The sequence below is a fragment of the Enterobacteriaceae bacterium Kacie_13 genome (genome assembly GCA_013457415.1).
Taxonomy (GTDB): domain Bacteria; phylum Pseudomonadota; class Gammaproteobacteria; order Enterobacterales; family Enterobacteriaceae; genus Rahnella.
This window is the reverse complement of sequence record CP045665.1, coordinates 273,024-287,978: the sequence shown is the minus strand read 5'-3', so window position 1 is coordinate 287,978 and position 14,955 is coordinate 273,024. Positions and strand designations below refer to the sequence as shown.

The following is a 14,955-nucleotide window of genomic DNA, read 5'->3' as shown; positions in this document are numbered from 1 at the left end:
CGGTTTACTTCTCACTGTCTACCAGACCGCGCACAAACCAGCGCTGCATCAGGAGCACCACCGCCAGCGGTGGCAATAATGTCAGGATCATGGCCGCCATCACCTGATTCCATTGGGTCGAGCCGTCACCTGAGGAGATCATGCTTTTAATCCCCGCCACCGCCGTGCCCATCGAGGCATCGCTGGTGATCAGAATCGGCCACAGATACTGGTTCCAGCCGTAAATAAAGGTGATGACGAACAGCGCCGCGAGATTAGTTTTCGACAGCGGCAGAACGATGTCCCAGAAAAAGCGCATCGCGCCCGCCCCGTCAATGCGCGCCGCTTCCAGCAGTTCATCCGGCAGGGTCATGAAGAACTGACGAAACAGAAACGTCGCGGTCGCCGAAGCCATCAGCGGCAGCGTCAGGCCGGTGTAGCTGTCGAGCATATGCAGATTAGCGATCACCTGAACGGTCGGGAAAATACGCACTTCCACCGGTAACATTAGCGTCATAAAAATAAGCCAGAAGAACAGGTTACGTAACGGAAAGCGGAAATAGACGATCGCGAATGCCGAGAGCATCGAGACCGAAATTTTGCCGACGGTGATGACGATCGCCATGATGAAGCTGTTGATCAGCAGGCGTCCGAACGCGGGGCTGTTATTACCCACACCCTGTGCCCAGATGGCGCTGATGTTTTCCCATAAATGCGCGCCGGGAATGAGCGTCATCGGCACCTCAAAAATCTGTTTGTTATCCAGAGAGGCAGCGACAAACGCGACGTACAGCGGGAAGAGGATCACCAGCACGCCGAGCAGCAGCATGATGTGGCTGAAAATATCCAGCCCTCTGCGGTTTTCAATCATTGGTAACGCACCTTACGCTCGACGAAGCGGAACTGAATGAACGTCAGGCCAATCACCAGCATCATCAGAATGACGGACTGCGCGGCGGAGCTGGAAAGATCCAGGCCGGAGAAACCTTCGCGGTACACTTTGTAGATAAGCGTAGTCGTCGCCTGTACCGGACCGCCGCCGGTCGCGGCGTCGATCACCGGGAAAGTATCGAAGAAGGCGTACACCAGATTCACGACCAGCAGGAAGAAACTGACCGGCGAAATCAGCGGCAACACCAGATTGAAGAAACGCCGGACCGGGCCTGCACCGTCGATAGCTGCGGCTTCCACCAGAGATTTGGGTATGGACTGCAAGGCCGCAAGAAAGAACAGAAAGTTGTAGCTGATCTGCTTCCAGACCGATGCCAGCACGACCAGAAACATCGCCTGTCCGCTATTTTGCGCGTGGTTCCAGTTGTAGCCGATTGAGGCCAGGAAATGAGAAATCAGGCCGAGGCCGGGGCTGAACAGAAACATCCATAAGACGGCGGCCACGGCGGGTGCGACGGCGTAAGGAAGGATCATCAGCGTCTGATAAATACGGCTGCCACGAATGACGTGATCGACCAGCGCGGCGAAAAACAGCGACACCGCCAGCCCGATAAACGCCACCATAAAGCTGAATTTTAGCGTGGTATAGAAAGACTCAAGGTAGTACGGATCCTGAAACAGCTGCGTAAAATTGCTCATCCCCGCAAACGTACTGGATAACCCGAACGGATCCAGCGTCTGCACCGAATACCACAGCGCCTGACCGGCAGGCCACAGGAAAAATATCGCGGTGATCAGCAACTGCGGCAACACCAGTGCGTAAGGCAACCAGCTGCAACCAAAACCGGGACGGTGTGAACTCATAATAGTTTACTCGTTGATGCGATGACAAAAGGCAGGCTACGCCAGAAGAGGCGTAGCGAGCGAAGCCAGACTGGGTGCGGACAGCGCACAGCTCCCGGAGTGGACACAAAGTCCATGAGGAGAGCGAGCACTGCCCAAACCCAGTCTGGCAAAGCGCAGTAGCCGACTTACTTAGTAGAAGCTTCGAAGCGGCGCAGCAGGACATCCCCGCGCTGTACCGCAGTATCCAGAGCTTCTTTGGCAGACTTCTTGCCGCTCCATACGCTTTCCAGCTCTTCATCCACGATGGTGCGGATCTGTGGCATATTGCCCAGACGCAGGCCTTTGGTGAACGCTAACGGTGGCTTGTTCAGCATCTGGCGCGTTGCGACGTCAGAACCTGGGTTCTTCTCGTAGAAGCCTTCTTTTTTGGTCAGCTCATACGCGGCGGTCGTTACAGGCAGATAGCCCGTTTTCTGGTGCCATTCGGCAGCGATTTCCGGAGTGGTCAGGTATTGCAGGAATTCGGCGACGCCTTTATACGTGTCTTTGTCTTTACCGTTCATCACCCACAGGCTCGCACCGCCGATGATGGCGTTTTGCGGCGCGCCCTTCACATCCGCGTCATAAGGCATCATGCCCACGCCGTAGTTGAATTTGGAATACTGACGGATATCCGCCAGAGAACCGGAAGACGCGGTGGTCATCGCGCAGTCGCCGTTATAGAACTTGGCGGTGGACTCGTCTTTACGACCAAAATAGGTGAAGTCACCTTTCTTGTTCATGTCTTCGAGCATCTGAATATGTTTGATTTGCTCAGGTTTGTTGAATTCCAGAACCGCATCAGTACCGTCGAAACCATTGTTTTTGGTGGCGATCGGCAAAGCGTGCCAGGCGCTGAAGTTCTCAATCTGGATCCAGCCTTGCCAGCCGCTGGCGTAACCACACTTCATCCCCGCTTCACGCAGTTTCTCGGTGTACGCGGCCATGTCCTGCCAGGTTTTTGGTGGCTGATCCGGGTTCAGACCGGCTTTTTTGAAGGCATCTTTGTTGTAATACAATACCGGCGTGGAGCTGTTGAAAGGCTGGGACAGCAGACGGCCTTTGGAATCTGAGTAGTAACCAGACACTGTCGGCACAAACTGAGACACGTCCTGCTTCAGACCCGCATCGCTGAACACTTCGTAGACCGGCTTGATGGCTTTGCTCGCCATCATAGTCGCCGTGCCTACTTCATAAACCTGCAGGATGGCAGGTGCGTTACCGGTGCGGTACGCGGCGATACCCGCGGCCAGACTTTCGTCATATTTACCTTTGTAGACCGGCACGATTTTGACATCAGGGTGTGTCTGGTTAAAACGGTCGGCCAGCGAGTTCACTTCTTTACCTAACTCGCCGTCCATTGAATGCCAGAAAGGAATTTCTGTAACCGCCATCGCCTGGGTGCTGAACGCGAATGCCAGTGCGATGCAAAGTGTCGTTTTTGTAACAGCGTGCTTAAGCATGCTTGTCTCCTGAAGAGGGCTGGTGTGATGTCAGTTGATGTAAGGATTTTCTGATTCGGGAGCTAACATGACACGGCTAAATGACAGAAAAATAACCGTTAAATGACACTGATGTGACAGAGGTATTAACTGGAAGTGACGGATAGATGGCAAAAAAAAGCGCACCGGATAAGCGGTGCGCTTCAGAGAAGGGAATGCGGAGGATTACAGCGCGCGTTTCAGGCGGGCAACGGCTTCGTGCATTTGTTCTTCGGTCGCGGTGGCGAATGACAGACGGAAGGTAGAATGATCCGGGTTATCGGCATAGAAGAATTCGCCCGGCACAAATACCACGCCCTGCTCTAACGTCTTTTTCATCCACTCGGCGCAGTTACGCGGTTCGCGGAAACGTGCCCACAGGAACATCCCGCCTTTCGGATATTCAAAGGTCAGTACATCACCCAGTTCGCGTTCGAGAAGTTCAGCCATCACTTCACATTTCTTTTTGTACGCGGCGCGGATGGTTTCAATTTGCGCAGGCAGACGCCCCCGACCGAGATAACATTCGGCAATCGACTGAGACAGCGCGCTGGCGTGCAAATCCGCCGCCTGTTTGATGATCGCCACTTTATGCAGCAGCCAGTCAGGCATGATCACCCAGCCAAGACGAAGGCCCGGTGCGAGAATTTTGGAGAACGTCGAGGTATAGACGATGTTGTCAGCGTTGCCGAACAGCGCTTTGGACAGCTCAAACAGCGTCGGCTGGCGCTCATCGGTGAAACGCAATTCGCCATACGGATCATCTTCCACAATCAGGAATTCGTATTTTTTCGCCAGTTGTACCAGCTGTTCCCGACGCGCACGGCTGAGAGTCACGCCACTCGGGTTGCCAAACGTCGGCACCAGATACACGCCTTTGATTTTGCGGGTTTTTAGCAGCTCAGCCAGTTCATCGACAATCATGCCGTCGCCGTCAGACCCGACGGAGAGGATTTGCGCTTCGGCCAGTTCCAGCGTCTGCAACGCCGCCAGATAGGTTGGACGTTCCACCACGAAAATATCATTTGGGTTCACGACGGCGCGCATCACCAGATCCAGCGCCTGCTGGGAACCGGCGGTAACCACGATATCGTCCGCACTGGCCATCACGCCGCGCTCTGCACAAAGCTCAGCAATACGCTCACGCAGCGTATGGCTGCCTTCGGTCAGGCCGTACTGGAACGCGTGCTCAGGCTGTTCGGTGATCGCCATCTGCGTCGCTTCACGCAGTCCGTCAAAATCGAAGAGCGCTGAAGAAGGAATACCACCCGCCAGTGAAATAACGCCTTCCATTTTGCTGTGTTTCAGCAGCTCCCGGATGGCCGAACTTTTAAGCCTGACCATACGGGCGGCGAGTAAACCTTCTGTGTTCATGAATTGTTCCTGATGATTTGCCAAGTTATAAGAATGTAAGAGTTGTTAATTTATCGACAAAATAAAAACCGCCAAGCGCCAGCCGTGCGGTTTTGTGATATTACAGCAAATATTTGCGATTTCCGCCGCCGTTACGCGCCAGGATGCGCAAAAAGTACCGCTTCGTTCGCCCGCACCAGATGCAAAGTGTCGTTTTTGTCACAGTCTCCTGCCGAGGGGGGTGTAGTATCGCTGTTGCAAATTTTTTCTGATTCAAAAGCCAAAATGACATGTATAAATGACAAGAAAAAATTCTTATGAACCGGAATGTAGCAGTAAGGTTAAAGACGAAGATTCAAAAACCTGCTTAATTTTTATCTGTTGGCATCCCCTCTGGTTACTTAAATTGAAATCCGCATAGAACCATTAGCCTTAACATATTGACAGGGTTGATGTTGAAAATGGATGTATTTTTTAAAATGATGGAACAAAAAGGAATGTATCGTTATGCAAGATAAGATATGGACCCTTGAAAAATTTAAAGAGGAATCGAATTTAGGATTATTCTACAGAAGGAGCAACCCGTATTTAATAGAGATAGATCGTTTATTGAAGGAGTACGAGGCAATACCAAAAAAGTTAGTGGAAACAGAAGTCAACGCATTACTACTCATTTGCAATGCCTGTAGAATATATATAGACCGAAGACCGGCGAGTCACCGTGGCGGGGCTGTTTTGGCACTTTATACTCAGACCATTCGCCGCGCAAATTTACTCACCACTCAACATATCATCGGCCACAGTCTTGGGCAGGGGTTACAGGGATGGGCAAGAGCCAGAGCGGTAGTGAAGCCTTTGCTTCAGGGTGTGGCAGGTTCAAATGGCAAAGCCCATTATATGTTGGATGAAAATTACTGGCCGGAAATTGCAATAGAAAACCACTTTCCATTATCACGCCCGACATTTTATGGCCCGTCGCCTATGGCATTATGGAAGAATTCCGACACTCACCTGAACTTCATTGACTGGCTGCGTGAATACTATATTCCGCATTTGATTAATCAGGGAAAGGGAGAATTATTATGGGAGAGGCTGAGCCAGGGTGTTTCTTATCTCGACAGCATACAGCGCGCAGATAAATTAATATATATCAGAGACGGCATAGTTTATAACTCTCGCCACGAAAAATTTCACACTGGAAATATGCAAACCAATACCATGGATAAGGGCTGGGCTATATTTGTCATGGCACCCGATAACAAAATTTACGCAAATACTCATAAAATAGATGTTTTTCATCACTCCAGTTTTTTAAGCGGCGGGGCGGTACAGGCCGCAGGTGAAATAGCGGTAGATAATGGCCACGTTGTCGGGATAACGAATAAAAGCGGACATTACAAACCTAATAAAGCCAGTATTGTGCGAATATTATATTGGCTAAAACAACATGGGGTCAGCCTGTCAGGTATTGCAGCCAGCCCCGGGCCGTCGGGCCTCATCCCCCTTTTTTACGATGCACAAGAGGTCTGGTCAAATGGCGGCGTTAACGGAACGCAATGGATGCCGATACCCCATATTTCACCAACAATAAATTAACCCAATACCAAAGCCACCCGGAGGCCACCGGGTGGCTTGATTCAGTGACGTCACGCCCCTAAATAGGCCGCACGCACCGCTTCGTTCGCCAGCAACGCCGCACCGGTGTCTTCCAGCACCACATGACCGTTCTCCAGTACATAACCGCGATCGGCGAGTTTTAGCGCCTGATTGGCATTTTGCTCGACTAGGAAGATAGTCATCCCCTCTTCGCGCAGCTGCTGGATAGTGTCGAAAATCTGCTGGATGATGATTGGCGCAAGCCCAAGAGAAGGTTCATCAAGCAGCAGCAGACGCGGCTGGCTCATCAGTGCACGGCCAATCGCCAGCATCTGTTGCTCGCCGCCGGACATGGTGCCGGAACGCTGTACACGACGCTCTTTCAGGCGCGGAAACAGCTGGAATACACGCTCCAGGCGCGAATGGAACTGATCGCGGGTGGCGAAGAAGCCGCCCATCGCCAGATTTTCTTCCACCGTCATGCGAGAGAACACGCGACGGCCTTCCGGCACAATCGCGATATCGCCGCGCATGATTTTGGCAGTCTGCCACTGCGTGATGTCCTGCCCTTCGAATATTATCGAGCCGTGCGACGCGCGCGGTTCGCCACATAAACTGCCGAGCAGCGTGGTTTTCCCCGCGCCGTTCGCACCGATCAGCGTGACGATTTCGCCTTTATTAATGCTCAGGCTGACTTCATGCAGCGCCTGAATTTTGCCGTAATGGGCGGATACCTGATTGAATGACAACATCGTGTTCTGCCCCTTACCCTTCGCCAAGATACGCACGGATCACATCCGGATTATTACGAATTTCAGCCGGTGTGCCCTGCGCCAGCGGCGTTCCCTGATTCACCACGTAGATGCGGTCGGAAATGCCCATCACCAGTTTCATATCATGCTCAATCAGCAACACCGACACGCTGTGCTGGTTACGCAGTTCGGCGATCAGCTGGTTCAGCTCTTCAGTTTCGCGCGGGTTCAGACCTGCCGCGGGTTCGTCGAGCATCAGGATCTCCGGACGCGTCACCATACAGCGGACGATCTCCAGACGGCGCTGCTGACCGTACGCCAGGTTACCTGCCTGACGGTTCGCCAGCTCGAGTAAACCGACGCGCTCCAGCCAGTCGGCGGCGCGATCCAGAGCGTCAGCTTCTGCACGGCGAAAGCCCGGCGTCTTAAACAGACCTGCCAGCACGCCGCTTTTCAGATGCTGATGCTGGGCGACCAGCAGGTTTTCGATCACTGTCATTTCGCGGAACAGGCGCACATGCTGGAACGTACGCACTACGCCCATCCGGGCAATTTTCTGCCCTGGCAATCCTTCAAGATGCTGTTCACGCAGCCTTATGGTGCCGCCGCTCGGTTTGTAGAAACCGGTCAGGCAGTTGAACACCGTGGTTTTACCGGCACCGTTCGGGCCGATCAGTGAAACGATTTCGCCCTGATTAAGGTTCAGCGCCACGTTATTGACCGCCAGCAGGCCGCCAAAACGCATCGTCAGACCTTCAACGGCTAACAGAGGTTGCGTGCTCATGCCTGTTCCCCCTGATCGGCGATTTGTTTTTTAGACAGTTTCAGTTTCAGCTGCGGGCGCTTCATCGGCAGTAAGCCTTGCGGACGCCAGATCATCATCAGCACCATCAGGGCACCGAGCAGTAACATGCTGTATTCGTTGAGATCACGCATCAACTCCCGGGATACCACCAGCAAGATTGCTGCCAGAATCACCGCAAACTGTGACCCCATCCCGCCGAGCACCACGATAGCCAGCACAAAAGCGGATTCCGCAAAAGTGAAGGATTCCGGGCTGACGAAACCCTGACGCGCAGCGAACAGCGTACCGGCGAAACCGGCAAAGGCGGCGCTGATGGTGAACGCAGTCAGTTTGATACGCGTTGGATTCAGACCCAGCGAACGGCAGGCGATTTCATCTTCACGCAACGCTTCCCACGCGCGCCCCAACGGCATCCGCAGTAAACGGTTGATGATGAACAGCGTGGCGACCACCAACAGCAGGGCGACCATGTACAGGAAGATAATACGGTCGCTCGGGTCATAGGCGACGCCAAAGAAGTTGCTGAACGTATCCCAGCCACCGTCGCGCGGTGTCCGGCTGAATTCCAGACCGAACAGCGTCGGTTTGGGTATCTGGCTTATACCGTTCGGCCCGCCGGTCAGCTCGGTGTTATTGAGCAGCAGAATACGCACGATTTCACCGAAGCCGAGCGTCACGATTGCCAGATAATCACCCCGCAACCGTAGCACCGGGAATCCGAGCAGGAAACCAAACGCCGCTGAAACCAGCCCGGCCAGCGGTAACGCCTCCCAGAAACCGATGCCGTAATAGTGATTGAGCAGCGCGTAGGTGTAAGCGCCGATGGCATAAAAGCCGCCGTAGCCCAGCACCAGAAGACCGGACAGGCCAACGACGACGTTCAGGCCAAGACCCAGCATGATGTAGATGAGCGTCAGCGTGGCGATATCTACCGTGCCGCGCGAGACGATAAATGGCCATGCAACGGCGGCGATGATGAGAACCAGCGCCAGCAGTTTTTGTTTTGGCGTCGAGCCGTCAAAACTCGGCAAAACCCAGCCCGGACCGGAGACTTTTTTCAGGCCGCTGCTGACCATCGGGCGGAAAAGCTGGAAGACGAAGACGATGGCGCAACCAATGGCGATCCACATCCAGCGCACTTCACCCGCGCCGTTGACTACCAGCTTTGTGCCGTCGAGGCTCAGCTGCAATCCCATGATGAACGCAGCCAGTACCAGCAGGACAAACGCGGAGACCAGCGCATTTAACAAATTCAGGCGCTTCATACTTTCTCCACCTCCGGACGTCCGAGAATACCGGTCGGCAGCACCAGCAACACGACGATCAGCAGCGCGAAGGAGACCACGTCTTTGTATTCAGTACTCAGATAGGCGGAAGTCAGCGCTTCGGCCACGCCCAGGATCAGGCCGCCGATCATTGCGCCCGGAATGCTGCCGATACCGCCAAGCACCGCCGCGGTGAAGGCCTTCATCCCGGCCATAAAACCAATATACGGGTTAATCACGCCATAGAACTGACCGAGCAGCACGCCCGCCACCGCCGCCATCAGTGCGCCGATAACAAATGTCAGAGAGATAACACGGTCGGTGCTTATCCCAAGAAGGCTCGCCATTTTGAGGTCTTCAGCACAAGCGCGGCAGGCACGGCCCATGCGCGAATAGCGAATGAACAGCGTCAGTGCCAGCATGGCGATAAAGGTCACGACCCAGATGATCAGTTGCATGGTGCTGATGGTCGCCGCGAAGCCATTGGTTTCGCCGATTGTCCACTGGCCGGTGACCAGGCTCGGTAAGGCGAGATCGCGCGAGCCCTGCGTCAGGCTGACGTAGTTTTGTAAGAATATGGACATCCCGATGGCGGAAATCAGTGCTATCAGACGTTTGGAGTTACGCACCGGCTTATAGGCCACGCGTTCAATACTCCAGCCGTAGGCACTGGAAATCACAATCGCCGCGATAAATCCGGCACCGATCAGCAACCAGCTGGCATCGATACCCATCATCATCAGGGCGGCAATCACGATAAAGGAGACATAGCTGCCGATCATATACACCTCGCCGTGGGCGAAGTTGATCATGCCGATAATGCCGTAAACCATGGTGTAACCAATGGCGATCAGCGCGTAAGTACTGCCCAACGTCACGCCGTTGAACATCTGCTGAGTAAAATAGAGGAACTGCTCTGACATACCCTATCCTTATGAATCAAGGGTTTGATAACTTGTGCTGAGACTGCAACCCGGCGCCGTTTATAACACCAGACGCCGGGCAGAGTAATGCGCTGTTCTGAAACATAATGCCCAAAATCATTCGTGTTGCATCAAGGCGGCAACTGAATGAATCCCCGGGAGCTTACACAGGTAAGTGACCGGGGTGAATGAAGGCGGCCAACGCAGAGGCGGTGCGAAGGATGCCGGGCATTTATTTGATAGGGGTAGACGTGCCGTCTTTATGCCATTCGAAAATACCGAATTCGAATCCTTTCAGATCGCCCTTCTCATCCCAGCTCAGTGGTCCCATGACGGTATCTACTGAGGCTGATTTCAGGTTTTTAGCAATATCCGCCGGTTCCATGCTGCCGCTGCGTTCCATACCGGTGGTCAGCGCCTGCAATGCGGCGTAAGTCGTCCAGACGAACGGACCGGTTGGATCCAGTTTCTTAGCCTTCAGGGAATCGACGATTGGCTGGTTAGCCGGTACCTGATCGTAGCGTTTTGGCAGAGTCACCAGCATCCCTTCAGACGCATCACCGGCGATGTTAGACAGGGAGGAGTTGCCCACGCCTTCCGGCCCCATGAATTTAGCGTTCAGACCAGCCTGTTTGGACTGGCGCAGGATCTGCCCCATTTCCGGGTAATAGCCGCCGAAGTACACGAAGTCAACGTTCTCTTTCTTCAGACGTGCCACCAGGGTGGAGAAATCTTTGTCGCCTGCGGTGACGCCTTCAAACAGCACCACGTTGCCGCCGCCTTTTTTCAGCGCGTCCTGAACGGAGCGTGCCAGGCCTTCGCCGTACTGTTGTTTGTCATGCACAACCGCAATGCGTTTTGGCTTGATAGTGTCGAGGATGTATTTCGCCGCCGTCGGGCCCTGATCGGAATCCAGACCGGTGGTACGCATCACCATTTTGTAACCACGGGTAGTCAGGTCAGCGTTGGTCGCCGCCGGGGTGATCATCAGCACGCCTTCATCTTCATAGATATCGGAAGCAGGCTGAGTAGAAGAAGAACACAGATGGCCGATCACGTAACGGATACCGTCGTTGATCACTTTGTTGGCCACGGCGACTGCTTGTTTCGGGTCACACGCATCGTCGTATTCGACGCCAACCAGTTTGTCGCCTTTCACGCCGCCTTTGGCGTTGATGTCAGCAATCGCCTGTTTCGCGCCCGTGAATTCCATATCGCCATACTGGGCAACCGGCCCGGACATGGCGCCGACGATAGCCACTTTAATATCTTTAGCAAACGCCGCCTGACTCATTGCCAATGCGATACACCCTGCCAGCCAGATCTTACCCTTTGTTACTTTCATCCGATTACCCCGTTGATGTGTGTTGTGGTTTGCTCTTACTTTGCCTGTTCAAAACATCATCACTTAAGAAATTTAGTATAAGTAATAACGAGTTACCGGCTTATTTCGTCTTAATTTCAAATAAGACTTTATAATTCATATCATTAAACAGGAATTTTCTTCTGCAAATCAAATAGCACAATCAGAAATATGAGGTGTAAACAGAATTTTATCTGGGCGAAAAGGCGGTTCTTTTTCAAACAATCAGTGGTTAACGCTGGCATTATTGATTAAAGCCAACATTTATCGCTTATACAGGGATCTGAAAAAAAGTTTTCGACTTGATACTGTACAAAAAAAGTTACGCACCGTTTTTAGTGGATTCCGCTACACTGGTTTTCCCATTTTCTGACCTGTCCGCCTCATGAAATTAACGATCCAAAGACTCACTTCACTTAGCGCACAAGACCTGATTGATCTGGCAAAAATCTGGCCTGAGCAAACCGAAAGCGACTGGCAAACCTGTCTGACGGCTGACCGCGCGTTATTCGCCGCCATATTTAACGAGCGTATTCTGGGCGCGGTGAAAATCCGGTTAGCCGGTACTCACGCTGAACTCAGCGGTCTGCTTGTACGTGAAGTAACACGTCGGCGCGGCGTCGGGTTGTATCTGATAGAAGATGTGCAGGCACAACTGCCTCAGATCAAAAGCTGGGAGATGAAGGCGGAACCGGAAACGGTACTCGATGCATTTATGCGATCGTGTGGGTTTGTCCGTGAAGGGAATGTCTGGAGGAAATAACTTCCCGATTTCAGGTATAAAAAAAGCGACCCGAAGGTCGCTTTTTTAGGTCAGAAACGTGCTTATCAGGCTTCGATCGCCACGCGCAGTTTCTTCATCGCGTTCTTTTCCAGCTGACGAACACGTTCTGCAGAAACGCCGTACTTGTCAGCCAGCTCCTGCAAGGTAGATTTGTTATCGTCATCCAGCCAGCGTGCACGAATGATGTCCTGGCTTCGCTCATCCAGACCTTCCATCGCGGAAGAGAGTTTGTCTGTCGCGTCACGATCCCAGTTATCTTCTTCAATGCTTTCTGCGAAGTCAGAACTCTTGTCTTGCAGATACAGCATCGGCGCCATCGCCGCGCCATCGCGTGGTTCATCATCCGGCGTTGGGTCGAACGTCATGTCCTGCGCGGCCATGCGCGATTCCATTTCCAGCACATCTTTGCTGGTCACACCCAATTCGCGGGCAACATGCTCCACTTCGTCGTGGCTGAACCAGCCCAGACGCTGTTTGTTTTTACGCAGGTTAAAGAACAGCTTACGCTGTGCTTTAGTGGTCGCGACTTTCACAATGCGCCAGTTACGCAGCACATATTCGTGAATTTCTGCTTTGATCCAGTGCACCGCGAAGGACACCAGACGCACACCGACTTCCGGATTAAAACGGCGAACCGCTTTCATCAGGCCGATGTTACCTTCCTGGATAAGGTCTGCCTGCGGCAAACCGTAACCCGAATAGTTGCGGGCAATGTGAGCAACAAAGCGCAGGTGAGACAGGATCAGGTGTTTAGCCGCTTCCAGGTCACCGTCGTAATGCAGCCGTTCAGCCAGCGCCCGTTCTTCCTCTGCGGTGAGCATAGGATAGGCATTGGCCGCCCGAACATAGGCTTCCAGGCTACCTTGGGGTACTAATGCTAAAGCGCGCATTTCTTTGGTCATTCAAGCCTCTCATGTATGACGTAATGCAGGTTTTATACCACGTTGCTGCGGGATGATACCGCCTCGTTGGTGGTCTGCTTTTTATGAAAAAGTGACCACAACAAGCAACGCCGAGCCCTTCATATTCGCTGCTCTTCGACCACGAATTTTACATAAAGTTCAGGTACGGTTTCAACAGTCTGAAGACTCTAAGTGACAGACTGACTATTGGATAGTGAATTTGTGCCATTGCGGGGAAAGCAGGAAAAGATGATGCGAAATGATGTGAAGCAGCTCTCCCCCTGTGACACGATTCTTGAGCAGCAGGGGGAGATTATAGCAAAAAATCGCTACTGTGGTGTAAATCGCCGTAAATGTTGCACCGTCGCCAGCCAGGCTGCGATCCAGCCAATCATTGCTGAAACCAGCAACAGCAGCAGGCTTTCGTCCCAGCCCAGTCCGTGCAGATCAAATGTCGTGCCGAAGACCTGCGCGACCTGTGTCACCACGCTCTCAAGGCGCAGCACCAGTACTTCGGAGAGTACCAACGACAGCAATGCACCGGTGAACCCGAGCATCGCGCCTCCATTGAGGAATGGCCGCAAAATGAAGCCGTCGGTCGCGCCTATCAGCTTCATGACGTTGATAGTGTCGCGGCGGCTGAAGATACTCAGACGCACACTGTTACCAATTACAAGGAATACAGCGATCACCATCAGGATGCCGATCATCGCAGCTATCTGCCCCACCAGACCGGTTAGCGCCGCCAGACGGGCAAACCAGCTATCGTCCATACGCACCTCGTCCACGCCCTGCACAGCCGCCACGCGGTCACGCAGGGTGTTAAGTGTGGCAGAGTCCTGAAAATTCATTTTCGGCGTGATGATAGCCACCGCAGGCAACGGATTTTGCTCAAGCATATCCATCGCGCCGCCAAAGCCAGACCAGTTGCGGAACTCGCCCATTGCTTCCTCACGGGAGAGATAGTTGACTTTATCCACGCCCGCTTCAGTTTTGAGGGTTTTCACCACATTTTCAGCAGCGTTATCATCCAGCGCCTTGTCGAGATACACCGTAAGCTGTGGCGTCGGATACCACTGTTCGGCCGCCGTACTGACGTTTTTCCACACCAGATAACACACGCTCGGCAGGGTCAGGGAAATCGCAATCACCATCACCGTAAGCAGCGTCGCCAGCGGCTGACGCAGCATGTCCGCCAGCGCGTTCATCCACGCATAGCGCCACTGTTCACGCCAGCCACCCTGCAACGCTTTGCTTTTCGCAGCGCGGGCGCTTTTTGCGGTTTTCGCCGGGTTTGGACTGTTCGCCATTAGTACACTCCTCCCGACATCCGCCCCTGACTCAGCGTCAGCGTGCGGTAATTACGACGGGCAATCAGCCCCACGTCATGCGTCGCCATCAGTACAGTGACGCCAACCCGATTAAATTCTTCGAACAAACGCAAGATGCCTTCCGACAGTTCGCCGTCGAGGTTACCGGTCGGTTCATCCGCCAGTAGCACCGCAGGCTTGTTAACCACCGCACGGGCAATGCCTACACGTTGTTGCTCACCACCGGACAGCTGGATCGGCAGATTTTTGGCTTTATCCAATAATCCGACTTTATCCAGCGCGGCCGACACGCGACGACGGATATCTTCCGTGCTCGCACCGGCGATAATCAGCGGCATCGCCACGTTGTCATAGACAGTGCGATCCATCAGCAGATGGTGATCCTGAAAGATCATACCGATCTGACGGCGCAAGAACGGCACTTCACTGGATTTCAGGCGGCTAATGTCATGGCCGCCAAACAAAATCTGCCCGGCGCTCGGACGTTCGATGCCGCAAATCAACTTCAGCAGGGTACTTTTACCCGCACCAGAGTGTCCGGTCAGAAATGCCATTTCCGCTTGCTGGATGTGAAAATTGACGCCCTGAAGCGCCTGTCGTCCGCCCAGATAAGCTTTACTGACCTGTTCAAAGCGAATCATCCGT

14 protein-coding genes are annotated in these 14,955 nt (G+C 53.3%); 2 read left to right on the top strand and 12 right to left on the bottom strand.

Annotated elements, in window-relative coordinates; genetic code table 11:
- Positions 1-4: 4 nt before the first annotated feature.
- From ugpE to GE278_01315, 4 genes are all read right to left on the bottom strand, one after another.
- Positions 5-850 (bottom strand): sn-glycerol-3-phosphate ABC transporter permease UgpE, encoded by an 846-nt coding sequence (gene ugpE / locus GE278_01330; GenBank protein ID QLK59500.1) that lies wholly within the window; start codon positions 848-850, stop codon positions 5-7.
- Positions 847-1,734, bottom strand: a complete 888-nt coding sequence (ugpA, locus tag GE278_01325) for a sn-glycerol-3-phosphate ABC transporter permease UgpA (protein ID QLK59499.1) — start codon at positions 1,732-1,734, stop codon at positions 847-849. Before ugpA ends, ugpE begins: the two co-directional genes overlap by 4 nt.
- Positions 1,735-1,901: 167 nt before the next feature.
- Positions 1,902-3,218: a sn-glycerol-3-phosphate ABC transporter substrate-binding protein UgpB gene (ugpB, locus tag GE278_01320; GenBank protein ID QLK59498.1), complete on the bottom strand. Its 1,317-nt coding sequence runs from the start codon at positions 3,216-3,218 to the stop codon at positions 1,902-1,904.
- Between the two features lie 204 nt (positions 3,219-3,422).
- Positions 3,423-4,610 (bottom strand): aminotransferase class I/II-fold pyridoxal phosphate-dependent enzyme, encoded by a 1,188-nt coding sequence (locus GE278_01315; protein QLK59497.1) that lies wholly within the window; start codon positions 4,608-4,610, stop codon positions 3,423-3,425.
- Between the two features lie 486 nt (positions 4,611-5,096).
- Here GE278_01315 and GE278_01310 point away from each other — a divergent pair, with 486 nt between their 5' ends.
- Positions 5,097-6,185, top strand: coding sequence for a hypothetical protein (locus GE278_01310; protein ID QLK59496.1), 1,089 nt, complete (start codon positions 5,097-5,099; stop codon positions 6,183-6,185).
- 50 nt (positions 6,186-6,235) lie between these two features.
- Here the strand turns inward: GE278_01310 and livF are convergent, their stop codons facing one another.
- The 5 genes from livF to GE278_01285 form a co-directional block, all read right to left on the bottom strand.
- Positions 6,236-6,937, bottom strand: a complete 702-nt coding sequence (livF, locus tag GE278_01305; protein QLK59495.1) for a high-affinity branched-chain amino acid ABC transporter ATP-binding protein LivF — start codon at positions 6,935-6,937, stop codon at positions 6,236-6,238.
- A gap of 13 nt (positions 6,938-6,950) precedes the next feature.
- Positions 6,951-7,721 (bottom strand): high-affinity branched-chain amino acid ABC transporter ATP-binding protein LivG, encoded by a 771-nt coding sequence (livG, locus tag GE278_01300; GenBank protein ID QLK59494.1) that lies wholly within the window; start codon positions 7,719-7,721, stop codon positions 6,951-6,953.
- Positions 7,718-9,007 carry a high-affinity branched-chain amino acid ABC transporter permease LivM gene (livM, locus tag GE278_01295; protein ID QLK59493.1) on the bottom strand — a complete coding sequence of 430 codons (1,290 nt, stop codon included), beginning with the start codon at positions 9,005-9,007 and terminating at the stop codon, positions 7,718-7,720. Before livM ends, livG begins: the two co-directional genes overlap by 4 nt.
- Positions 9,004-9,930, bottom strand: a complete 927-nt coding sequence (gene livH / locus GE278_01290) for a high-affinity branched-chain amino acid ABC transporter permease LivH (protein ID QLK59492.1) — start codon at positions 9,928-9,930, stop codon at positions 9,004-9,006. The genes livM and livH overlap by 4 nt, the downstream gene beginning before the upstream one ends.
- A 232-nt stretch (positions 9,931-10,162) precedes the next feature.
- The gene (locus GE278_01285) at positions 10,163-11,275 is read right to left on the bottom strand and encodes a high-affinity branched-chain amino acid ABC transporter substrate-binding protein (GenBank protein QLK59491.1); all 1,113 of its coding nucleotides are present in this window, start codon (positions 11,273-11,275) and stop codon (positions 10,163-10,165) included.
- A 403-nt stretch (positions 11,276-11,678) separates the two neighbouring features.
- On the opposite strand from GE278_01285, the gene panM reads away from it, so the two are divergent.
- Complete coding sequence (gene panM, locus GE278_01280) at positions 11,679-12,056, top strand: aspartate 1-decarboxylase autocleavage activator PanM (protein QLK59490.1); 378 nt, start codon at positions 11,679-11,681, stop codon at positions 12,054-12,056.
- Positions 12,057-12,121: 65 nt separating this feature from the next.
- Here panM and rpoH read toward each other — a convergent pair whose 3' ends face one another.
- The 3 genes from rpoH to ftsE form a co-directional block, all read right to left on the bottom strand.
- On the bottom strand, positions 12,122-12,979 hold the full coding sequence (gene rpoH, locus GE278_01275) for an RNA polymerase sigma factor RpoH (protein QLK59489.1): 858 nt from the start codon (positions 12,977-12,979) through the stop codon (positions 12,122-12,124).
- 329 nt (positions 12,980-13,308) lie between these two features.
- Positions 13,309-14,289 carry a cell division protein FtsX gene (gene ftsX / locus GE278_01270; GenBank protein ID QLK59488.1) on the bottom strand — a complete coding sequence of 327 codons (981 nt, stop codon included), beginning with the start codon at positions 14,287-14,289 and terminating at the stop codon, positions 13,309-13,311.
- On the bottom strand, positions 14,289-14,951 hold the full coding sequence (gene ftsE / locus GE278_01265) for a cell division ATP-binding protein FtsE (GenBank protein ID QLK59487.1): 663 nt from the start codon (positions 14,949-14,951) through the stop codon (positions 14,289-14,291). Before ftsE ends, ftsX begins: the two co-directional genes overlap by 1 nt.
- Between the last annotated feature and the right edge of the window lie 4 nt (positions 14,952-14,955).